The 23,998-nt window shown below is 38.3% G+C and carries 21 protein-coding genes and 1 tRNA gene; all 22 read right to left on the reverse strand.

Translation table 11 applies throughout. The features are described from left to right. Positions 1-139: 139 nt before the first annotated feature. On the reverse strand, positions 140-1,552 hold the full coding sequence (cysS, locus tag HNQ98_RS07780; RefSeq protein ID WP_014973675.1) for a cysteine--tRNA ligase: 1,413 nt from the start codon (positions 1,550-1,552) through the stop codon (positions 140-142). 137 nt (positions 1,553-1,689) lie between these two features. Continuing rightward, positions 1,690-2,907 carry a phosphoglycerate kinase gene (locus HNQ98_RS07785; protein ID WP_014973674.1) on the reverse strand — a complete coding sequence of 406 codons (1,218 nt, stop codon included), beginning with the start codon at positions 2,905-2,907 and terminating at the stop codon, positions 1,690-1,692. 81 nt (positions 2,908-2,988) lie between these two features. Further along, positions 2,989-3,822: a glycosyl transferase gene (locus HNQ98_RS07790; protein WP_014973673.1), complete on the reverse strand. Its 834-nt coding sequence runs from the start codon at positions 3,820-3,822 to the stop codon at positions 2,989-2,991. Then, a complete protein-coding gene (locus tag HNQ98_RS07795; RefSeq protein WP_014973672.1) occupies positions 3,812-5,263 on the reverse strand; it encodes a glycosyltransferase in 1,452 nt (483 codons plus the stop codon). The genes HNQ98_RS07790 and HNQ98_RS07795 overlap by 11 nt, the downstream gene beginning before the upstream one ends. A gap of 114 nt (positions 5,264-5,377) precedes the next feature. Continuing rightward, positions 5,378-6,055 (reverse strand): DUF4811 domain-containing protein, encoded by a 678-nt coding sequence (locus HNQ98_RS07800; RefSeq protein WP_014973671.1) that lies wholly within the window; start codon positions 6,053-6,055, stop codon positions 5,378-5,380. 1 nt (position 6,056) lies between these two features. Continuing rightward, positions 6,057-7,559 (reverse strand): MDR family MFS transporter, encoded by a 1,503-nt coding sequence (locus tag HNQ98_RS07805; protein ID WP_014973670.1) that lies wholly within the window; start codon positions 7,557-7,559, stop codon positions 6,057-6,059. A gap of 96 nt (positions 7,560-7,655) precedes the next feature. Then, positions 7,656-8,333 (reverse strand): nucleoside/nucleotide kinase family protein, encoded by a 678-nt coding sequence (locus HNQ98_RS07810; RefSeq protein WP_014973669.1) that lies wholly within the window; start codon positions 8,331-8,333, stop codon positions 7,656-7,658. Continuing rightward, entirely contained in the window at positions 8,333-10,696 is a 2,364-nt protein-coding gene (helD, locus tag HNQ98_RS07815; RefSeq protein ID WP_014973668.1) for an RNA polymerase recycling motor HelD, read from the reverse strand. Before helD ends, HNQ98_RS07810 begins: the two co-directional genes overlap by 1 nt. A 127-nt stretch (positions 10,697-10,823) precedes the next feature. Then, positions 10,824-10,895 (reverse strand) — tRNA-Glu (locus HNQ98_RS07820). Positions 10,896-10,972: 77 nt separating this feature from the next. Further along, positions 10,973-12,217, reverse strand: a complete 1,245-nt coding sequence (locus HNQ98_RS07825) for an NADH-dependent flavin oxidoreductase (RefSeq protein WP_041773121.1) — start codon at positions 12,215-12,217, stop codon at positions 10,973-10,975. A 79-nt stretch (positions 12,218-12,296) separates the two neighbouring features. Further along, positions 12,297-12,929, reverse strand: a complete 633-nt coding sequence (locus tag HNQ98_RS07830) for a LysM peptidoglycan-binding domain-containing protein (protein WP_014973666.1) — start codon at positions 12,927-12,929, stop codon at positions 12,297-12,299. A 150-nt stretch (positions 12,930-13,079) separates the two neighbouring features. Beyond that, positions 13,080-14,585 carry a bifunctional metallophosphatase/5'-nucleotidase gene (locus HNQ98_RS07835; RefSeq protein ID WP_014973665.1) on the reverse strand — a complete coding sequence of 502 codons (1,506 nt, stop codon included), beginning with the start codon at positions 14,583-14,585 and terminating at the stop codon, positions 13,080-13,082. A gap of 43 nt (positions 14,586-14,628) precedes the next feature. Then, the gene (phnE, locus tag HNQ98_RS07840; protein WP_014973664.1) at positions 14,629-15,438 is read right to left on the reverse strand and encodes a phosphonate ABC transporter, permease protein PhnE; all 810 of its coding nucleotides are present in this window, start codon (positions 15,436-15,438) and stop codon (positions 14,629-14,631) included. Positions 15,439-15,450: 12 nt separating this feature from the next. Further along, positions 15,451-16,272: a phosphonate ABC transporter, permease protein PhnE gene (phnE, locus tag HNQ98_RS07845; protein ID WP_014973663.1), complete on the reverse strand. Its 822-nt coding sequence runs from the start codon at positions 16,270-16,272 to the stop codon at positions 15,451-15,453. Then, positions 16,272-17,018 carry a phosphonate ABC transporter ATP-binding protein gene (phnC, locus tag HNQ98_RS07850; protein WP_014973662.1) on the reverse strand — a complete coding sequence of 249 codons (747 nt, stop codon included), beginning with the start codon at positions 17,016-17,018 and terminating at the stop codon, positions 16,272-16,274. Before phnC ends, phnE (HNQ98_RS07845) begins: the two co-directional genes overlap by 1 nt. 117 nt (positions 17,019-17,135) lie before the next feature. Further along, positions 17,136-18,182: a phosphate/phosphite/phosphonate ABC transporter substrate-binding protein gene (locus tag HNQ98_RS07855; protein ID WP_014973661.1), complete on the reverse strand. Its 1,047-nt coding sequence runs from the start codon at positions 18,180-18,182 to the stop codon at positions 17,136-17,138. Positions 18,183-18,502: 320 nt separating this feature from the next. Next, positions 18,503-18,946 carry a F0F1 ATP synthase subunit epsilon gene (locus HNQ98_RS07860; protein ID WP_014973660.1) on the reverse strand — a complete coding sequence of 148 codons (444 nt, stop codon included), beginning with the start codon at positions 18,944-18,946 and terminating at the stop codon, positions 18,503-18,505. Between the two features lie 14 nt (positions 18,947-18,960). Continuing rightward, positions 18,961-20,361, reverse strand: coding sequence for a F0F1 ATP synthase subunit beta (atpD, locus tag HNQ98_RS07865; RefSeq protein ID WP_014973659.1), 1,401 nt, complete (start codon positions 20,359-20,361; stop codon positions 18,961-18,963). Between the two features lie 120 nt (positions 20,362-20,481). Further along, on the reverse strand, positions 20,482-21,390 hold the full coding sequence (locus HNQ98_RS07870; RefSeq protein ID WP_014973658.1) for a F0F1 ATP synthase subunit gamma: 909 nt from the start codon (positions 21,388-21,390) through the stop codon (positions 20,482-20,484). A 15-nt stretch (positions 21,391-21,405) separates the two neighbouring features. Continuing rightward, complete coding sequence (gene atpA / locus HNQ98_RS07875; RefSeq protein WP_014973657.1) at positions 21,406-22,920, reverse strand: F0F1 ATP synthase subunit alpha; 1,515 nt, start codon at positions 22,918-22,920, stop codon at positions 21,406-21,408. Positions 22,921-22,932: 12 nt separating this feature from the next. Next, a complete protein-coding gene (atpH, locus tag HNQ98_RS07880) occupies positions 22,933-23,475 on the reverse strand; it encodes an ATP synthase F1 subunit delta (RefSeq protein ID WP_014973656.1) in 543 nt (180 codons plus the stop codon). Between the two features lie 11 nt (positions 23,476-23,486). After that, a complete protein-coding gene (gene atpF, locus HNQ98_RS07885) occupies positions 23,487-23,996 on the reverse strand; it encodes a F0F1 ATP synthase subunit B (RefSeq protein WP_014973655.1) in 510 nt (169 codons plus the stop codon). Between the last annotated feature and the right edge of the window lie 2 nt (positions 23,997-23,998).

A 23,998-nucleotide genomic window follows, 5' to 3' on the forward strand; every position in this document is an offset into this window, starting at 1 on the left:
CCTTAAGACATCTTCTAATATACCAACTTTCTCCCCCTCCGTCAATCTCTTTCTCTCACTCTTTTTCTTTCCCTTACTCTTTCTCTCTATCCCCCCTCTTCCGTTCGCTTTTTCTCCCGGTTTCCTTAGTTATCTATTGTTACCGTTCATGTTTCCAGCGTTGTCCAGTTGCTGTGTCTTCTACGCTAATTCCTAAATCTCGTAATTGATTACGTAACTGATCAGATAATTCGAAATTGTGCATTTGACGTGCAACAACACGTGCTTCAAGTAGACTTTTTTGTTCTGTCGTCAATTCCGACCTATCAGCCAATCCATCCACGCCAAAAATGCCCATCATTGTCGATATACTTTCTAATAGTAATTCTGCAGTTGCTTTTTTAACTTCGTTTTCGTCAGTATAAGTATTTGCCAGCGTTACCAGCTCAAATACAGAAGCCAATGCATTTGGTGTATTGAAATCATCGTCCATAGCAAATTCAAAATCACGTACATGTTGCTTAATTTCATCCTCTATTGTACTATCGGATCCAACAACTGCATTATCCATGCGAAATAGTAAATTACGGTAGCCTGTTCGGATACGATCTAGCGCCCCGCGTGCTTGTTCCAAAGTCTCAGATGAATAATTAATTGGTCGACGATATTGCGTTGTTGCCAGAAAATAGCGAATTGTCATTGGATCATCATAGTTAGCTAACATATCATGTAATGTTGTGAAATTACCTAATGATTTAGACATTTTTTCATTGTTAACATTGACAAACCCATTGTGCATCCAATAATTAACAAACTTCTGACCCGTACGAGCCTCAGATTGTGCCATTTCATTTGTATGATGTGGAAAAGCTAGGTCAATACCCCCGCCATGAATGTCTAGGGTATTGGCTAAATACTTTTGTGACATCACAGAGCATTCAATATGCCAGCCTGGACGACCTTTTCCCCAAGGCGACTGCCACGAAATTTCTTCTTCACTATGGCTGGCTTTCCATACAGCAAAATCAATTGGATCTTCTTTACGAGTCATTTCTTCATCATTCAAGCGACCTGCAGCATTTGCTTCCATTTCAGCCAAATCTTGATGTGCTAAAATACCGTACCCATGAAACTTTTTGGCACGAAAATAGACATCCCCTTGGCTTTCATAGGCATAGCCTTTAGTGACTAAATCTTGAACAAAAGTAATAATATCAGGAATAACCTCGGTTGCACGGGATCGTACTGACGCTGGGCGAATATTTAATGGCAATGTATCTTCATCAAACGCCGTAGCATATTTGTTAGCGATTGTCATCTCATCAACGCCTTCTTCACGCGCGCGATTGATAATTTTATCATCAACATCTGTAAAATTCGAGACATATTTGACGTCATAGCCACGGTATTCAAGGTATCGACGTACCACATCAAATGCAATTGCTGAACGCGCGTTTCCAATATGAATATAGTTATATACTGTCGGTCCACAAACATACATGTTGACTTTTTTAGGCGTTATCGCTTTGAATATTTCTTTTTCACGTGACAATGTATTATAAATACGAATCATGTTAGCTTCCTTTGATTGTTAATATTTAATCCTATTATACAGGAGATGTCAAACTTTTTGTCGCTAAAACTATAGTAATCACATCATGAAAAAACAGACCCACAATTAAGTGAGCCTGTTTTTGTATATTCAAAAGATTACTTTTCAGAAATAGCAGCAATACCAGGTAATTCCTTACCTTCAAGGTATTCAAGAGAAGCACCACCACCAGTTGAGATATGTGTCAATTTGTCAGCAACACCTAATTGTTGAACAGCGGCTGTTGAATCACCACCACCAACGATTGTTGTACCACCATTTTCAGTGACAGTCACTAATTCTTCACCAATAGCTAATGTTCCCTTAGCAAAACTAGGCATTTCAAACACACCCATTGGTCCGTTCCATACAACTGTCTTAGCGCCTGCCAAAGTGTCTTGCAACAACTTAACTGACTTAGGACCAATATCAAGTCCCATATAGCCATCAGGAATACCTGTGGTTGCATCAACAACTTCAGTCTTGGCATCATTTGAGAAAGCATCTGCAGCGATTGAATCAGTTGGCAAAACCAACTTGTCGCCAGCTTCAGCCATCAATTGCTTAGCCAATTCAACCTTATCAGCTTCAAACAATGAATTACCAATCTTATAACCCTTAGCTGCATCAAATGTATAAGCCATACCGCCACCAACAATCACTTTGTCAGCTTTACCTAACAATGATTTAACAATTTCAATCTTGTCAGAAACCTTGGCGCCACCAATGATAGCTACAAAGGGACGTACTGGGTTAGCAACAGCTTCGCCCAAGAACTTAATTTCTTTTTCCATCAAGAAACCAGCAGCTGCTTGTGATACGTTTGCAGAAATACCAACGTTTGAAGCGTGGGCACGGTGAGCTGTACCAAATGCATCATTGATAAATAGGTCGTCACCTAATGATGCCCAATACTTACCAAGTTCTGGATTATTCTTTGATTCATTTTTAACTTCTTCGCCGTTAACAACGTCTTCAAAACGTGTGTTTTCGACCATCAAAACTTCACCATCTTGCAAAGCTGAAATAGCTGATTCAAGTTCTGCACCACGAGTTTCTGGTACAAACTTAACGTCCTTACCTAACAATTCACCCAAGCGTGTGGCAACTGGTGCCAATGAGAGTTCTTTCTTATCGTCTTCAGACTTGATACGACCCAAGTGTGAGAACAAGATTGCACGTCCATTGTTTTCAAGCACGTACTTAATCGTTGGCAAAGCTGCCACGATACGGTTATCGTTTCCGATAACACCTGCTTTGATAGGCACGTTGAAATCAACGCGCATCAATACTTTCTTACCTGAAAGTTCCAAATCTGAAACAGTCAATTTAGCCATGATAGCCTCCAAAATTTTATTATTACATCATCTATTATAGAACAAAAAGTCGTTTTTGTGTTGTGATATGTGAAATACTGTTCAAAATGTTTTTATATGCAATTTTTTTGTTGGTAACTGATTTCGTTGTAAAAATTCAAAGTCCGTTTGGGTCACTTGAACGTAATCAATCGCATGTGTGTCATCTTGTAAAATATCAACTAATTTTTTGGCAATTTGTCCTTGATCGTCTAATACACCGGCTATCAGAGTTAGCGTTGTGTGCGGCGGCACCAAATCCACTTCACGATCTAATTGTGTGATATTGATAGGCGTTGCTGATGATAGACGAAGACCCGCTTTCAAATAAGCCTCTGCTGTGCTAAAACTTTCTCCACCAGCATAAACAAGATTTCGCTTTTTATTAAAATAAAAATCTTGTACTTGAACCGCTTGTTGCCCAAAATAAAAATCAGATACCAGTAACTCACCTGAACTAAAATACTGTTTAGCAAACAATTTACCATCTCGCCGATAGATATCTTTATAATCTATTTTGCCGGCTAAATCTTTCCAGATCACCGCCTGTACTATTCTTTGCGCATCCGAAAACCAACGTAAACTAGCCAATTCACGACCTTGTTGCATGATATTTTTAGTCCAATCTGTGTTAATCACAAACTGTGCATCACTTGGTACTAAAAGATTGGTCCACCAAATACCTTTTGTATCATCACTATCTGACAAGTAACTTTGCGCGTATATGTCATAAACTTTTTTAGGGTTAATACCTAATTTTTTAACCAAATATACAGCATCTTCGTGCGGTGTAGCAAACCACAAGGCACTGCTTAAGCCTAACCGTACTTGTTCAATTTGCCATCTCACCCCAGCAGAATTAGTATCTGACAACGAATTAATCATTTCAATTGTCATATTTTGCCACTACTTTCTGCCACTGCGTAGCGATTATTTCTGCCTGATAGTTATTGGCCAGCTGATGCGCACCAAGAGATAAGGCATCATAATGATCAAAAATTTTGCGCATTGCGGTTGATAAATGATTAATATTATCACTTATTTGATCACGATGGGGGTCGAAATTTGCTAAGTAACCATTTTTACCATTATGAATTAATTCTTGTGCGCCATATAGATTAGCATATGTTGCTATTGGTAAAGCAGCCGCCATTGCTTCTAAATAAGTTAAACCAAAACCTTCCGAATAAGACGCTGATACAAATGCATCATACTGTGCCAACGTATCAGTAAGCTGGTGACTTAATCCTTTAAATTGAATCACCTGATCCAAATGTAATTCATTCACTAAGTTTATCAATGATTGTTCTTCACTGCCAACACCATAAATGTCGAGCGTTGACTTAAATCCTTCTAAACGTAATTGATGAATAGCTTGAATAATATGATTTATATTTTTTTCCGAGTGTAGCCGCGAAGCAGTCACAAAATGAGCAATCCCACCTGACCACCGACGTGGAGCAGAAATATTTGTAACACCACCTACTGGTATGGCAATAATTTCACTGTCTACATGATTAATACCAATATGTCGAAGATGAGTTAACATGGCTTTCTTCTGTAATTGAGTAGAAACAATAACCACATCCAAATCGTGTACATGATCTAACATATATTGGTAATAACTATTCCAAAGTGGCTGCCCATGTTGGAACCTCACAAAATGAGCAGCATGAACGACATCAATTAGCACAATTGGCTGACCACTGCGCTTCATTTGTATCAATGCCACTTCATTTTCTGTGCCACGATCAATCACATAAATATTTTTCTGATAACGCTGTTGTATTTCAGCAAAGAAAAAGGCAACTAAAGTCTCAAAAGTGTTAAAAACATAATACTCACCACGAAAATTATCGACATGAATATTAGTCATTTGTCGGCCACGGGAAGCTGTATCTCGATAATGCCAACTGATACGATGATTATTATTCTCAAGTATGACACGATCATCTTCAACTACATAAATATCTTTTTCTGGTACATGCTTTTTATGCTTATAAATTGTTGCCTGATAGTTTCCGGTCGTTTGACACCTCATCATACGTTGTGTCTGTGTATCATCTAAAAGAATATCTTGCTGATAACTGTGAATATTCACTTCTCCCTCGCGCAAATAAGTATCCGGATCATCATGCAACAGATAGTCATAGAGCCCAATGACTTCATTTTCAGCTAATTGCCATTCTTGTATATGTTGATGTAATTTGGGTAATAAATCAGTAAAAATCAGCTTAAACGGTATATTTTTTTCACGGAAACGAGCCGCGCGATAAAATTGTGCATGCTCAACACCGCTATTGCCATGCCCTATACCTTTGTTAACAAAAAAAATCATCAGAACACCTTTTCTATTTACTTAATTCTAATTTTAACATTTTCAAATGCATGAAAGCGAGCGCACAAAAAAAGACATTTTCATTTCTGAATTTGTCTTTTGACTCATATCCAATTAATTAATATTGTATATTTTTTTAATTTGTTGTACTTGCATCATTGCTGCTTTATTTGGATCTTTTTGAGCTAAAGCAGCTAATTGTTTTTGTTGTTCAGCAGCTATCATTTTTTCTTTATCAGTCTTTGGCGCCATTTTTGACTGCAGCGATTGTGCTTGCTCTGTCGTTAATGCCACCCAAGTGTTAGGTATTTGATAAACCACATGACGGTGCTTTAATTGATTATTATTACCAACAATACCAAATAATAATTTCCAACCGCTAGACTGATATACATAACGCGTTGTAGTTGTTACTTTATATGCTTTAGTACCATTAATCGCTGCACGATCAGATGTCGTGTGCAAATCTGGCTTAGCGACAGTATTTTTTGTAGCATCTTTAGTGTTTTTATAGATGTATACATTCTCGGTACCATTCGTCCCAACACCTTGATACAGTAATAAACCAAAACCTTGTTCTGAAGAGCCAGCTGAATGTATTTCTTTTTTAACTATCTTTTTTTCTTCTGTCATACCGTAATGATCATGCATGTTAGCTACTATACCAACCACACTCAAAACGAGTCCAGCAAACATTACCACTGTGACAGTTAAACGCAAACCCTTTGGTTTGATCATCATGTTGGCAAAAAAAGCTAACACTGCAAATACAGCCATTATTATGATAATCATTTTATGATGCCTCCTTTGCTGGTGTTTCTACTTTGCCACTGTGCAAGAAAAAGGTAACAAGTAGTGCCGCTACTGCAAAAGCAGCAGCTAAGAGAAATGAGGCATGGAAACCATTTAATGTCGCATCCAAGGCTTTTTGTCCAAATGCTAACGGATCTTGACCTTTTAATGAAGACTTTGGCATGTTATTTTCTGTCACTGATTGCATGACTGATGCCAAAACAGCTGTCCCCAATGATGAGGCGACTTGCCGCATTGTATTGTTTGCAGCTGTACCTTGTGCCGCCGTCTTCGGTGACAAAGCACCCATGGCTGAAGCTGTTAAAGGCATCATTGTCATAGCAATACCAAACATACGTAAGGTATAAAGTGAGGTAATATAAAGTGTTGGCGTATCAGCTGTCAAGAAGAACAGTGGTACCGTACCAATAATTAAAATAATGAATCCAGTTGTTGCCAGACGTTTAGCGCCATGTTTATCATAGAAAGAACCGGCAATCGGCGAGACAATTCCCATCATCAATGCACCAGGTAACAACGTCAAGCCTGATTTTAATGGTGATAAGCCACGGATATTTTGCATATAAATTGGTAATACCATTTCGACACCAATCATAGCCATCATAGCAAGAGATACCAAAATAGTTGTAATCGTAAATTGCTTTGACTTAAACACTGACATGTCTAAGAATGGTTTATCCATTTGTAATTGATGCCACATGAACTCAATCAAGACTACGAATCCAACGATCAATGGTATGATAACTTTTGCACTACCCCAGCCATCTGTTGCCACCATCGCAAAACCATACAATACTGAACCAAATCCCAGAGTGGATTCAATTAATGAACGGACATTTAAGCTGACCTTTTGTGTTGGTAAGACATCATGGAAAAGGAACAGCGAAGCAATCATAACGGCAATTACGACGGGTAATACGATACCAAAAATTGACCGCCACGAATTTTCTAAAGTAAAACCTAAAATGGTATGATCTTTTTCCAAAATCCATCCAGATAAGGTCGGTCCAATTGCTGGTGCCATACCAATAACTAATCCACCTAACCCCATGGCTTTACCACGTGAACTGGGATCAAAAATTGATAGTAAAACAACTTGCATTAATGGCATCAAGATTCCAACTGCCATTGCTTGAAGTACTCGTGCTACCATCAATAGCCAAAAAGCACTAGTAGGTGTTAAAAAAGCAACAAGTGTTCCTACTGTAAACAGTGCTAAAGCTGACATGTACAATCTTTTAGTTGGAATACGAGTTGTTAAAAAAGCTGATACAGGTACCATAATACCGTTAGCCATTAAAAAAATGGTCGTTAACCATTGCACTGTTGACGCATTAACATTAAAAGCCTTCATTAATGTGGGCAAAGCAGTGCCTAATGCTGTTTGCATTAACATCACTGAAAAGACACCAATTAGCAATACCATCATCATCGCTGTACGATTGATTGGCTTACCATGGGTGTCGCGTACTTCATCACTCATGAGTGATTTCTCCTCTATATTTAAATATGTCATTGAACTACTTTTAAATATACTACACCTCAAAAAAAAGATTGTCAACTTTGTTGACAATCTTTTTTAATCTTTTATTTTGATATCTTCGACGTCATGATTCTTGTCTAAATAAACCACGACATCTGCATATTGTTTACTTGGCAAAATATAATTATCCAAATTCACTTGATTCGTTTCGTCCCATGTCTTCATGGTTAAATCAGCAAGCTCACCAATCGGCATAGTTGTATATTGATACCGCCATGATGATTTATTATCTTTTGCCTGAGCAGTCATTGCTAGTGTTCGAGATAAATACCACCATTTAATATCTTCTAAGTCAGCCTCTAGATAAATTTTAAAATCAGTTTGTTTGAGACGCAGTGCAACCACGCCTTCGATAATCAGTATATCTGGTCGTTCAATAATTTGTTGATTATTTGGATCAATATCAGAATTCTCTTGTGTATAAATCGGTATTTCAACCGACTTTTCCCCTTGTTTGAATGCCTTAATAACCTGTTCTAAGCTTTCTAAATCATAGGTTTGTGGAAAACCCTTTTGACCAAATAAGTCTTGCGCAATTAATGTTTGGTTTGACATTAAAAAATGATCAGTACTAATCACTTTCACTTGAATTCCTAAGGCTTTTGATATTGTCTCGGCAAATGTACTTTTCCCAACGGATACCGAACCAGTAACAGCTATTGTCATGAACTGACCCACGTAACGTTGCTTAATTAATGCAATAAGCTTATCCATTACTTTACCTCATATAAATGTTGAGGTACATCATCAATCAAAGTTGTCATTTCACCTTGTGATAGTAACGTGAGACGATGCATCGCACGGCTAGCAACAGTGTAAAGTAAGCGTCGTTGAGAATCATCACCATACCGTGTATCATCAGCATGCCAAATGATAACAGCATCAAACTCTAACCCTTTAGCTAAATATGAGGGCACAACAATGGCGCCTTGCGCCAATCGCTGATTTTCTGATTGAATTAACGTCACGGATTTATCACCCAACTCTGCCATTAGCTCTTGCGCATCAGCTAATGTCTTAGTAATAATAGCAGTTGATTCGCTGTCCTGCTTATTTTGTAATATTTGCTGACGTAATTGTGTCATCATTTTAGGCTGAGAGTCAGCGACACATATATTCGGCTTTTCGCCTTCACGATTAAAAGCCGTAATATCTTGCCCGTCACGTAAAATATATTTGGTAAAATCAGTAATTTGTTGCGTTGATCGATAAGTTTGTGTTAACTTGGCCTGTTCAACACGGTCCGTATCAAATAATGTCGCAAAATCAGTTTGTAGATTCTGAGCATTGTCTTTCGTGAAAATCGCTTGGTTTAAATCACCTAAAACAGTAAATTTAGCTAACGGAAAGCTAAACTTTAAAAACGCTAATTGAAAAGGCGTGTAGTCTTGAATTTCATCAATAAACAAAAAACGAATGTCACGTTCACCGTGTTTGCCAGTGATCAAGTCATACAAATACAAATACATCGTTGTATCTGCCAATGATAATCTTTTTGCTTTAAGGGAGTCAATGACCTGCTCTACATGATTATGCCAGTCATTATCAACAATACCAAATTGTGACAAATCAACATATTCATGCACATGGCGTAAAAAATCAACAAACTGTGCATTGATATTTAAAAAACTGCCCCGACGAATTTGTCGCGCTAATGGTCTGAGAGATTGTGTCACAATTTGCTTAGCTAAGAAATGCCGTTCAGACTTTTCACTAGCAAATTCACGTTCTTTAGGTCCACTACCTAATTGCGTTTGTCGCGTGCGTGATGCTGCATCTTGTTCTTGATCATCCCCAATACGTACTTTTCCGGCACCAACCAGCTCATCGTATTCTTGCTTAGACAGATTCTCAATGGCTAGTTCAACCCATTCTTTACGCATCTCTGAGTTAATATGGGCATTCAAACTACGTAGTAATGTCTCTCTAGTTGCCTCTAATCGTTGCCCTAACTTATAATTTTCATTGTACTGATAGTAAATTTCAGTAATCCGTTCCTTGTTAACTAATGGTTCACCACGAAACATCAAATGCCGTATTCTCATGTCTGATCTATTGAGGTGATCAGCGTACGTAGATAAAGCATGAAACATAGCCAAACTACCCTTAACTAAACTGATTTTATCGTCAGTCATATCATTTTCAAAACGTTCCTGCAGTGTTTCCACATTAATTTTAGGTAACCGTCTAGAAGCATATTGATAAAACGTCATTTGCACCATATTTTGTTCACCAAGTTCTGGCAAAACATTATCAATATAGTCGTTAAATAGTTGGTTCGGGCTAAATAGCACAACCTGTCCTGACGTCAATTTACCACGATAACGATAGAGTAAATAAGCAATACGCTGTAAAACAGCCGCAGTTTTACCAGAACCAGCAGCTCCCTGTACAAATAACAAATCTGCTCTTGTATTACGAATAATTTTATTTTGCTCTTTTTGGATGGTAGTCACAATGGACTTCATTTTTGTTGATGATTCCCCAGATAAGGCGTTCATCAACATGGCATCCCCAATGGCTTCTTCCGTATCGAACAACGTCACGATGACACCATCTTCAATTTGGAACTGACGCTTAAGCATCACATTAGCTTGCTGAGTACCGTCTGGTGTTAAATAAGTAACCTGCCCAATACCACCATCATAGTAGATAGATGCCACCGGTGCACGCCAATCATAAACTAAAAACTTATTTTTATCGTCACTAAATGAACCCAACCCGATGTAAATTGTTTCAGCTTCACCACTGTCACTCACTGATTCATTGAAATCAATTCGAGCAAAATATGGCTTATCAATTTGTTTCGTCAAAGTTGCAAAACGTTGTTCTGCTCGTGTTTTTGAGTTTTCTCGTTCAGACAGCATTTGTTGTTGTTGACGAATAGAAGCCGCTGTTTCAACAATACCAGAATAGGTATCAGTTTTAAGACGAACTTCTCCCCAACTTTGAGATACTGTATTAATATTCTTATTAGTACGCTTGATTTCTGTTTCAGTCGATTTTAAAGATGTTTTCATCTCAGTGAGGGTTTTTTCAAGATACTGTGTTTCTTCAATTTTAGTTTGATTATCCAAAATGTCTCTCGCTCTCTTCAAATTCAGTGCTTTAATTGTACGCCTTATATTGAAAGAATACAAAAGATACATACTAGCCATTACATAAATGCATATAAAAAGCCGCAACCGAAGTTGCGACTTGATATAGCTCGTGAGAGAATCGAACTCTCGATTCCGCCGTGAAAGGGCAGCGTCTTAGCCACTTGACCAACGAGCCATGGTCAGTGATGCCCGATATCTCTATCAGACAACTATATTAGTATAGCAAGAAATTATAAACTCGTCAACTATTTTTTAATTATTTTTATTTTTAGGTTTTAGTGTCATTAATTTAGTTGGATCAATTGGTTTTGCTGGCTCGTTAACTGCATGTTTATAATACTGCCACGGCTTTTTAGGATCAAACTCGATATCGGTTGTTATCGGGAAGCCATTCCGAAAACGGGTCAGTAACCAATTTTCTAAGGGCTTAGGCACTGCTAACAAATTAAAATCAGCTGGGGATACTGCATAACGAATTGACGCAACATCTTGCAGCATCACCTTTTGTACCCAATCAGGTTCTGTAATGAGTTCACGTCCCAAGGCGCCAAAAGTTACCCCTGTATCCATTAAAGATTCAACTTGTTCAGGTTGTTTGAGCAAACCTGCTACCATCAATGGTAAATCAGGTGGTAATTGCTCAAGATAATAGTCAATAACTCGCTTGGTATCCGTTTTATCATTAAAGGGTTTTTGGAAAGCATCTTTTAAAGATAAGTGAAGATAGTCAACCGGTAGCTCAGCTAGCTTTTTGGCAAAATAAAGTGAGTCCGCCAGTGAAATACCTGGTACCGTACTTTCTTCCGGTGATTGTCGATAACCTAACAAAAACGGGCGATCAGCATATTTATTGATGGTTTGGGCAACTTTTGCTGTAACTGCCAACCCAAAGCGACTCCGCTTTTCTAATGTGCCGCCCCAAATATCTTCACGCCGATTACTGTCAGGCGAAAAAAATTGCTGAAGTAAATATAAATTAGCCCCATGTATTTCGACGCCATCAAATCCTGCTAATATGGCTCTCTTGGTGGCTTGTGCAAAATCCTCAATGGTTTGTGTGATTTCCTCATGTGTTAATGCTCGTGGTGTCTCGTGTGTACCATGCGGATACGCCTGTTCGCTAGCAGAAATCGGAGCATGACCACGCAAAATTGTACTGGTCGTCTGTCGACCTGCTGCAAAAATCTGCAATACTGCTTTAGCCCCACCAGATTTAATCGCGCTAGCAAGTTGGCGTAGTCCAGTTATTTTATCATCATCGGCAACTGAGACACCACCTTCCCAACCACGTCCGATTTCGTTGACATGCGCTGCTTCAGTAATAATCATAGCTGGACCTTGTGCGCGCAACTGATAAAAACGCAACTCATCCATTGTCACATTACCGTCTTCGAATGATGATCGTAACGTTATCGGTGCCATCACAACATGATTACGCAATGTTATCGCTTTATTTTTGAAAGTATAATTGTCTAAAAAATCGAAATTAATTTGCATACTCACATTATACAAAAAAAGCTCACCCAAAGGTGAACTTTTTTATCTGTATTAATCTATTATCTAGAAAAACTTGAGATTAATACCAACCGTTACTTTGTGAATGTGCCCATGCATTTTCAGCAGAACCGTAGCGTGCAGAAATGTATGACTTCATGGCATTCAATTGGTCATTATAATCTGTTGAATTACCACCATATTGTGCGCGTGCTTGAGGTGATAATTGGCCAATACCGTAATATTGACCGTTAGTAGCGTTAACATTACCACTTGATTCACGAGCGATCAAAGAAGATAACGCAGATGATTCTGAACCAGTTGAAGTCGTTGTTGTTTGTGTCTTAGCAACTGCTACAGGGGCTTGTTGTACTGGAGCTGCTGCCTGTTGTTGTTGAACAGGTGCTTGTACTGGAGCTGCAGGTGCTACTGCAGGTTGATTGTTTGTTTCAACTGTCTTTGCCTTTTCAGCAAAGCTCAAATGTTGTCCAACCACAATTAAGTTAGCATCAGTAATGTTGTTGTTGTTAACAATTGAGTCAACAGTAACATTGAACTTTGAAGACAACTTATTTAATGTGTCACCTGATTGAACGACGTAGTCTGTTGACGCGTTCACTGCGTTTGTAGTGTCTGCACTAACATTAGTTGCACCAAATGCGAAAGCACCAGCAACACCAGCAGCGATTGTCAAAGACTGTTTAAAATTAAGCATATATACCTACCTCTGTGTAATTTAAGTTTTGTTCTTTAAGCTGTTTAAGCTATGCCTATAATAGTAATCCTAAAATATAATAGCGAAACATCGAGATGATGTCAGTTCTATTACATACTATTATTTATTAAACATTATGAACTAATTTGTTTAATATTCAACAAAAAATTGTAATTTTGGTTTGTTCGGTAACTGTATATGTGTCTTAAAATAGTCTACTAACATTTCTTGAATAGGTTGATCACCAGAAAAAACAGTCTCTGCAGTTGCATATTCATGATAATTACCACCGCCAACAGCACGATAATTGTTCATAGCAATCGTAAAATAGTCCGTATCTTGCACATCTTGGCCTTGATATTGTAACTTAACGACCCGACTTCCCACCGGATGAGTCACATTAAAACCATAATCAATACCAAAAGCCAAATCATAATTATAATGCTCAACTTTCGGTATTAACCAATCAGGATCCACTGTTAATTGAGCATCTGAGATGACAAAATAACTCGCAACATGCTCTAAACTGGCTCTTAGTGCTTTACCACTAACACGCTTAGTGACCAGTGTATTGTCAAAAGGATAGTTTTGTAAAATATGACGTAAAGTCAATTTCTGTGGCAAACTGGACGGATTATTATTCAAACTAACTAACGTGATATCTGCATCGGACACAGCTAATTGTACCGATGCAATCCATTGTAATATCTCATTCCCGCGCTTAGCAAGTTCTATAGGGGGTTGAACAGCAATGCTAGCATCAAGCTGTGCGATTGGTTGATCTAACCAATTCTCGACCTTATCTTGCACAGGCTGCAAAGCTGAGAGGATAGTCTCACAACTCTTTGTACCTGCTGATTTCGTTTCTGCTTTGAATTGCCATGACCCTTTATTTTCAACACCATTGATTTCGGCAAACAACTTGGCTTGATTTGGCATCTGTAATGTGAGCACCCCGTTAATAACCGTTGGCGGCACATTACCATGCTGATGTCCTGTCAACAGAATATCAAGGTCAAGCAGTTCAGTAAGCTGCCAAGCAATATTTTCAGTTGTCTTACTAACGACTTTACCAGTAGATATATCTCGTTCATAACCACCGTGATACACACCAATCACAACATCAGATTCATCACGTAATTGTTTAACAACTTTATCTGCCTTGACCAATGGTGATTCAATATTAATGGCAGATATATGCGCTGGTTTCTCCCAAATATTGATATAATCTGTCACTAATCCAATAATTCCAACTTTAGTCCCATTCTCCAGTGTTTTTATTTGCGCTGGATAAAGTGTATGTCCTGATTTATCTGTCACATTTTCAGCAACAACTGTTGCCTCTAATTTATCAAGATGTTTCACTAATTGATCATAGCCAAAATTAAAATCGTGATTACCCAGCGTGACATAATCATAGCCAGCTAAATTCATAGCCGTCGTTACAGCATCAGTATCTTCGTGTGTTTGTAAATACTGTAATAGCGGTGATCCTTGGTACATATCACCACCATCGATAATAATTGTATTACCATTCTTATCAAAGTTAGCTGCTACATTAATTAACCCTTGGGGTTGCGGCGCTTTTTGGATATAATCTGTTGGAAATAAGTAACCGTGCACATCAGAGGTGTAGTAAATTTTAAATTGTTTCATTGTTTCTCCTAAAAAAGAGCGACACCAGTCGCCCTCATTCTTATTACCCATATAAAATCTTTTGACGTAATTTGTTTGATATAATTTCAACCACAAATACTAGAATGAATAGGCCGATCAAAATGGCCCCAACCTGATGCCAATGATATGCACCCATTGCAAATATCATTGGTGCACCGATACCACCGGCACCAACTAATCCCAAAATTGTTGCTTCACGCAAATTCATATCAAAACGGTAGACAAGAATGGAGATAAAGTCAGAACTCAACTGCGGTAAAACACCATAACGGATTTTTTGAAAAAACGTTGACCCACAGGCATCAAGAGATTCTAAGATACCTGAATCTAAATCTTCAATTGTTTCAATAAATAACTTTGAAATCATACCAATAGAAACAATGGCTAATGTCATAACACCGGCAAATGGTCCAGGACCAGTAACACGAATAAACATTAATCCATAAACCAATGATGGCACTGTACGGATAGCCATAATAATAAAACGTGTCACAATCACTACTGGACGCGGCACAATATTCGTTGCCGAAATAAATGATAATGGCACGGCAATAACTGCACCAACTAGCGTACCTAAGAAAGCAATTGCAATAGTCTGTAAAATCAAATACGCAACACTGCTATCATTTAAACCAAATAGTAAGCTTGTGTCGGGCATTAAGATACCCATTAAAATATTCCATCCGATTTCAATACCCTTAGTAGTCACATGGGCACCATGTAATGCTGGGGATGAGACAGCCAACAAAATAACCAAAACGATAGCAATCAGACTATATTGTAACGCTCGACGCGGTTCTTTTTTGAGAACATTTTCTAAATTATTATTCATACTGTGCTCTCCTTAACTTAAATGCTTACGTAGTCTTTGACTAACAGTTTCAATGATGACTACCGCTACAAATATTGATAACAGAATCATACCAACACTGTTAAACTCACGCCAACCAATCTTCTCATTCAAAATCATACCAATACCACCGGCACCAACATAACCCAAAATAGCTGCATATCGGACGTTCCCTTCAAAAGCAAATAAAGCTGTTGATAAGTATATAGGCAAAATTTGAGGAAAAATAGTTGTAACAAATGCACGTGGTGCATTAGCGCCTGTCGCTGTCAAAGCTTCATAAGCCCCCATATCAACAGTCTCAATGTACTCAAATAACTGTTTCCCAACGAATGAAAAACTAAATAAGAATATAGCAACCGTACCCGCAAACGTGCCCAGCCCAAAAATATATGTGGCAATTAAAGCAGAAACCAGTGTAGGTATCGTCCTTACTACAGTTAAAATAAAACGTATCAGCAAGTTAACTATTTTATTATTTGTTATATTATGAGCTGCCAAAACAGCAAATGGTAGCGCTAGTAGCGCTCCAAAAAACGAGCCAAAGAACGACATTTGGATTGTCATCAATAATGGCTGCCAAACTTGCATAAAATAAGACAATTTTGGTGGAAACATACTACCAAAAATATTCCAAAAACCAGACAAGTTCGTAAACAATGTGGTCAACTTAAAGCCTGTGACCCAAACTGATATACCAATGGCTATCAATAACAAAAGAACGAGTAGTGGTACTCTGGTAAATTTTTGTGATACAGTTTTACCATTTGCAAGGGTATAACTTTCAGCGTCAAATAATTTATCATACCATCCCATTATTCAGCCTCGTCTTTACTATAAATGAAGTCCAAGATATCTTGCGTTATTTCGTCAGCTGGTCCATCATAAACCACTTCACCTGAACGGATACCTATAATTCGTTTTGAATATTCTAAAGCTAAATCAACATGATGAATATTAATCAAAACAGTTTGACCTAATTCTTCATTAATTCTTTTAAAATCATCCATTACTTCGTGGGCAGTTACAGGATCTAAAGCAGCTACCGGCTCATCAGCCAATAATACACTCGGATTTTGTGCCAATGTTCTAGCCAATGAGACACGCTGTTGTTGTCCCCCTGATAAGTGATCTGTACGAATAAATGCTTTGTCCAGCATTGAAACACGGTCCAATGCTTCTAGGGCTTTTAACTTATCTTCTTTTGAGAAAATACCTAAAATAACACGACCCAAGGGCATGTCAGGCACTAAAGAACTCAACACGTTTTTAATGACTGAAATGCGGGGAACTAAATTATAAGATTGAAAGATCATGCCTACTTTTCGACGATATTGTCGTAATGCCTTTCCTTTCAATCCGGAAATTTCAACGTCATCTACTGTCAATGTACCATCTGTTATGCTATTCAAGCGATTAATTGTTCTGATAAAAGTCGATTTTCCAGCACCAGACATACCAATAATGCCAATAAATTCACCATCTTGAATTTCTAAATTAATATCTCGCAATCCCTTAACACCATTAGGATACACCTTTGATACATGTTCAAATTTAATCATGATTATTTCCCTAGCTTTTTTATGTATTTAGAGCTATATATCATAGCTCTAACGCAAGAAAAGCAGCGCATTTGGCGCAGCTTTTCTTAGTATTTTAAATGTATTCAATCACAGTGCTTATTTGCGTGTCTCTTTTAACAATTTCTGCGCGTTACGTTCACCATCATAGTCGGATGACTTGGCCGGTACATAACCTTCGTGTGAGTAAATGGCAATAACTTTTTTACCTTCTTTAGTCTTAGCTAAATCAATAAATGACTTTGACAATGCTTTTTTAAATTCTGGTGTCATTGTCTTTGATTTTTTGGAAACTGAAATTGTATCATTATAAATTGGTTGTGATACACCAATAACATTTGTTTCTTTCCAGATAGGTTGTGATTGCTTATAATCAGTTGTCCACATATCAGCAAAATCACGACGTGCATCAGCATATGTTGGTAAAATATCAATTTGTCCAGAAGCTAAACGAGCCATTCCAGAACCGTACGAATCAACAGTCACTGTATTCTTCAAATCAGAAACCGTCTTATTAAAGTGCTTATTCAACCAAAGTGATGGATAAATGTATCCAGCAGATGATGTTGTAGATGACAATCCCCACTTCGCTGAGTTAACATCTTCCCAAGTGAGTTTTTCACCTGAATTAATTTTCTTAGCTAATTGTTGCCCTTTTTGTGAAGGACCTGCAATAACTAATGAACGATATGTCGCCGCTTGCTTTGTGATAGCTTTTGTCTCTTTACCATCATTCCATTTGTTAGCTTCTGAGAAGTTTTTATTAAGATCGGAACGTGTTGCTGTTAGTAATACTTGTGCACCATCTTGATACATCACATATGTACCACCTGGAATAAATCCAATATCGGCAGTACCAGATGCTAAGGCTTCCCCGGCTGCTTCATAGCTAGTTCCAACTTTGATATCAACATTTTTAACATCATAGCCTTCTTTTTTCAACTGTTTAATCAACAAGCCTTTCAATGGCTTTGTCATTGTCACAATTTGATCAGGCTGTTTTGAAGGAACAAAATAAACTTTCAAATCCTTGATTGTTTTTTCTGAAGCTGACTTTGAACCAGTTTGTGCAAAACCAAAATATGCTGCAACAGCAATGACAATCACAATTACGATACCTGCGAGTGTTTTCGCATTTTTACTCATGGACTTCTCTCCTGTTTATTCCCTATCGGGAATTCATCTGTGACAAATATTATTCTACATAACCAACGTTATTTTCAATGTTTGTCATGTAAAGCTTGTGTATATTTATCTCCATAAACTAATATAACAGAAAAATCCTTTTTCAAACCACTTATGTAGTTAGAATTATCTCATATTAAAATAAAACGCCCGGCACATGCCGAACATTAAACGAAAATATAAGTATATTTCCGAACGTTGGTAATTTGAACTTTTATAATCATTAGATTAATTTTTAGCAAACAAAAAACCGAACAATAATGTTCGGTTTTCATTGTAACTTATTTTCCCTGCCTAATAGCGGCAACGTGAATACGGTTCACAGCACGCATCAAAGCGACACGTCCACGAGCTAATTCAGCATCGTTATGATCATCTTGTGCATGAGCAATACGTGCCTCAGCACGTTCTTTGGCACTCTGAGCACGTGTAATATCAATAACATCTGATGTTTCCGCACTATCAGCGACAATGGTAAGTGTGTCATTTGAAAATTCAGCAACACCACCATTAACAGCTAATGAATCTGTTTGACCATCCTTTTTAACAATTAATTCATTAATTGTTAAAGCAGCTAATACTGGCACATGCTTACGCATCACACCAATTTGGCCACCTTGTGTATTAACAACAGCCAGTTCAATACCAGTTTCATTATAAGCTTCGCCTACAGGTGTCACAATTTGTACTCTGATTCCTGTTGCAGTAGCTGTTTCATCTGCCATTTATAAATACCCCCTTATTGGGCCATTGTCTTGGCTTTTTCAACAACCTGTTCAATTGAACCAACGTTACGGAATGCATCTTCAGGCAAATTATCATACTTACCATCCAAAATTTCCTTAAATGAACGTACCGTTTCTGAAACAGGCACATATTCACCATTCAAACCTGTAAATGTTTCAGCAACTGAGAATGGTTGTGATAAGAAGAATTGAATACGACGTGCGCGGTTAACGGTTGTCTTTTCTTCATCTGATAACTCATCCATACCCAAAATCGAAATAATATCTTGCAATTCACGATAACGTTGCAATGTACGCTGTACTTCAGTAGCGACTTCATAATGTTCTTGTCCCACAATTTCAGGATCAAGTGCTGATGAAGTAGAAGCCAACGGATCAACGGCAGGATAGATTCCTTGCTGTGTCAGTGAACGCTCCAAGTTAGTAGTAGCATCCAAGTGGGCGAACGTTGTTGCAGGCGCTGGATCAGTATAATCATCGGCAGGCACATAAACGGCTTGAATTGAAGTAACTGAACCCTTCTTAGTTGAAGTAATTCGTTCTTGCAATTGTCCCATTTCTGTAGCCAACGTTGGTTGATAACCAACGGCAGATGGAATACGGCCCAACAAGGCAGACACTTCAGAACCAGCCTGAGTGAAACGGAAAATATTATCGATAAACAATAACACATCCTTACCTTCATTATCACGGAAGTTTTCAGCCATTGTCAAACCAGTCAAAGCAACACGCATACGTGCACCGGGTGGTTCGTTCATTTGACCATAAACCATGGCTGTTTGTTTCAAAACGCCAGATTCTTCCATTTCATGGTACATATCATTACCTTCACGGGTACGTTCTCCGACACCTGTGAAAACAGAAATACCATTGTGACCTTGTGCAATATTGTGAATCAATTCTTGGATAAGAACTGTTTTACCAACACCGGCACCACCAAACAATCCAATTTTTCCACCACGAACATATGGTGCAAGCAAATCAATAACTTTGATACCAGTTTCCAAAATTTCAGTTGAACTAGCTAACTCATCGTATTTTGGTGCTTCGCGATGAATTGAATTACGTGGTGTTTCTGGACTAATGTCACCATTGTTGTCCACTGGCTCACCCAAAACATTGAAAACACGACCCAAAGTTGTCTCACCAACTGGTACTGTGATGGCATCACCTGTATCAGCTACTGACATACCACGTTGAAGTCCATCTGTTGAATCCATGGCAATTGTACGGACAACACCGTCACCTAATGCCAATGATACTTCAACTGTCAATGTTTGGCCATTACCTTTATCGATTCTAAGTGCATTGTTAATATCAGGCACGGATTGACCTGATTCAAATGCAACATCGACAACCGGACCAATCACTTGTACGACTTTTCCAGTACTCATTGTCGTTTTCCTTTCAATTTAGACTGCGCGCTAATATCAATATTAGCTGACCGCACATCTTTAATATAATTTATCAGGTTATTTCTGACTTTAAACAATAAGTGTTTAAAGCAATATAGCTTACTCTAAGGCAGCCATACCACCTGTAATTTCTGTAATTTCTGTCGTAATCTCTGCTTGACGCGCACGGTTAAACTGCAACTCTAAACGACCAATTAAGTCTTTAGCATTATCTGTAGCAGACTTCATCGCGGTTGACGAAGCTGCGTGTTCAGCCGTTTTAGCATCAAGCACCGCTTCATACACCAAACTCTGTGCAAATTGTGGTAATACAACATTCAAAACAGCTGTCATATCTGGTTCGATTTCATACGTACTTTGAACATCTAATTCAGCTTTATCAGCTTCCGTACCACCCATTGTATTCAAAGTATCACCAGTTAATGGTAATAATTGGACATCCTGGTAAACACTTGTCAATCGGTTTATAAAGTGATTATACACAACATGCAATGCATCAAACACTTCTGCTTCATACAAACTTGTTACTGTATTAACCACCGAACGAATTTCGTTAAATGACGGTACATCTGATACACCACGGTGTTCTAATATAACTTCAAAACCACGTTTTTTATAGAAATCAGCCCCATTACCACCAACTGCTAAAATAGCTGTATTTGTTGTATCTAAGTTTAAGCGAGCCATCAAAGCATTTGTTTGTTTAATAACATTTGCATTATATGATCCAACTAAACCACGATCTGACGTAACAACTAAAAGACCAGTCTTTTTAATTTGGCGTTGAGCAATTAATGGGATATGCTTAGCATCTGCATTATCAAAAAGATGAGCAGAAACTAAATGTTCAACCACTGCTTCCAATCGTGCGGCATAAGCCTGATATCCAACACTGTAACGTTGAATTTGACTGAGTTTAGCAGTTGAAACCATCTGCATGGCACTCGTAATTTGGCGCGTCTTTTTAGTGGATGAGATACGACGCTGAATCTCTTGCAAAGAAGCCATTGCAGCGTCCTCCTATTATTCAGCTGTTGACCCAGCAAAGCCAGCCTTGAAAGCTTCAATTGCTGAGTTCAAATCAGTTTCTTCAGGCAAGTTTTTTGTTTCAATAATTGTCTTGAACAAACCAGTAGCATTAGCATCAACATAGGCAATGAGTTCCTCTTGGAAACGTTGAATATCGTCAACAGCAATGTCATCAATATAGCCATGTGTTAATGCGTAAAGCACAACAACTTGTTGTTCAACAGGCATAGGCTTATGCAACGGTTGCTTCAAAATTTCAACTGTGCGACGACCACGAGCCAACTTGGCTTGTGTTGCTTCGTCCAAATCTGAACCAAATTGCGCAAAGCTTTCTAATTCACGGAATGAAGCTAGGTCCAAACGTAATGTACCAGCAACTTTCTTCATAGCTTTAATTTGAGCGTCACCACCAACACGTGAAACAGAAGTTCCAGCATCAATGGCAGGACGTACACCAGCATAGAATTGATCAGCATCCAAGAACACTTGACCATCAGTGATAGAAATAACGTTCGTTGGAATATATGCCGAGACATCTCCAGCTTGCGTTTCGATAATTGGTAGGGCTGTCATCGAGCCACCACCCAATTCATCTGATAACTTTGCAGCACGTTCTAGCAAACGGGAATGCAAGTAAAAGACATCTCCTGGGTAAGCTTCACGTCCTGGCGGACGACGAAGAATCAATGACAGTTCACGGTAAGCTGTAGCTTGCTTTGATAAATCATCATAAATGATCAAGACGTGCTTGCCATTGTACATGAATTCTTCACCCATAGCAGCCCCAACATAAGGTGCTAAGTACAACATAGGTGCTGGTTCTGAAGGACCAGCATTAACAACGATTGTATAATCTAATGCACCCATTTGACGCAATGTCTCAACTTGCGTACGCACAGTTGAGTCCTTTTGTCCAATAGCAACATAAATAACAATCATATTTTGATCTTTTTGATTCAAAATTGCATCAATGGCCAAAGATGTTTTACCAGTCTTACGGTCACCAATAATTAATTCACGTTGTCCACGTCCGATTGGAACGAGGGCATCAATTGCTTTAATACCTGTCTGCAACGGTTCAAAAACCGACTTACGTTGCATAACTCCAGGTGCTTTTACTTCGACAGGTCGTGTCTTGTCTGTTTTGATCTCACCCAATCCATCAATTGGTTGACCCAAAGCATTAACAACACGTCCAATTAATTGTTCGCCAACTGGCACTTCCATAATGCGGCCAGTACGCTTAACTGTATCACCTTCACGAATATCGTCAAAACCACCAAGAATGATGATACCAACTTCGTTTGTGTCGAGGTTTTGGGCCATCCCGAATGTGCCATTAGCAAATTCAAGCAATTCACCAGCCATGGCATTAGCCAAGCCGGTTGCACGAGCCACACCATCACCAATATAGGTAACAGTTCCCACTTCTTCTACAGTCAGTGTTGTGTCGAACTTTTCGAGCTGTTGCTTAATTAAAGCAGATATTTCTTCAGCTTGAATAGCCATTATTCTTCCTCACTAACCTAATAATTGTGCCTTCATTTTGGCAATTTTTGTTCGCAAACTACCATCAACTAATGCTGATTGCGATTGCAATATTACACCACCTAGGATGCCTTCATCAACGACGTTTTTCAAGTTCACTTGTTTCGCACCTGTTTTTGATGCAAAGACTGTGGCTAACTTGTTCAAACGTGCCTCATCTAACGGAACAGCTGTTGTAGCGATTGCATCAACAATACCATTTACTTCATTATATTGTTCGTTGAATGCGTCAACAATCAACGGTAAAATGTCCAGACGATCATTATAAGCTAACAACTTGACCAAATTTTCAATTGGTTCAGATGTGCCGTTTGTTAACGTTTGTAACAAATTATCGCGCAAAGCGACATCAACATCACGAGATGTAACCACAACAACAAAATTTGGATTATCATTGAATACCGTTTTCAAGGCGTTCAAATCTAACTGCGTTTCTGCAACGTTGTTTTGCTCGCTAGATAGTTCAAAAATTGCTTTGGCGTACTGGTCAGCGATATCTTTAAGATTTTTTGCCATACCAATACTCCTTATTTAGTTTCTAAATCTGAAATGTAAGCATCAATTAATGCTTGTTGATCATTTAACGATAATTCTTTTTGCATAAGCTTTGAAGCAATTGCTACTGAGAGCGATGCAACATCATTCTTTGCATTATAAATTGCGTCTTCCTTGAGCTTTTCAGCATCAGTTTGTGCTTGTTGGCTGATTGAAGTCGCACGTTGTGAAGCAACAGCAATCAAAGAATCGCTTTGCTTTTGCGCACTGATTTTTGCATCAGCCACAACTTTGGTTGCTTCTTGACGTGTATTAGCCAACTCACTTTGACGTTGTGCTGACAATTCTTCTGCTTCTTGACGCGCTGTTTCAGCACCATCAATATCATTAGAAATCTTATCAGCACGTTCATCAAGGACTTTTGTCAGTGGCCCATAGGCAACCAATTTCAAAATGTACATCAACACGAGGAATGAAATGATAATAAACAGCATATTACCTAATGGTAATTTTCCTGCTGCTAAGGTTGTTAAACCAAACATGA

This window comes from Leuconostoc carnosum (assembly GCF_014207505.1).
GTDB lineage: Bacteria > Bacillota > Bacilli > Lactobacillales > Lactobacillaceae > Leuconostoc > Leuconostoc carnosum.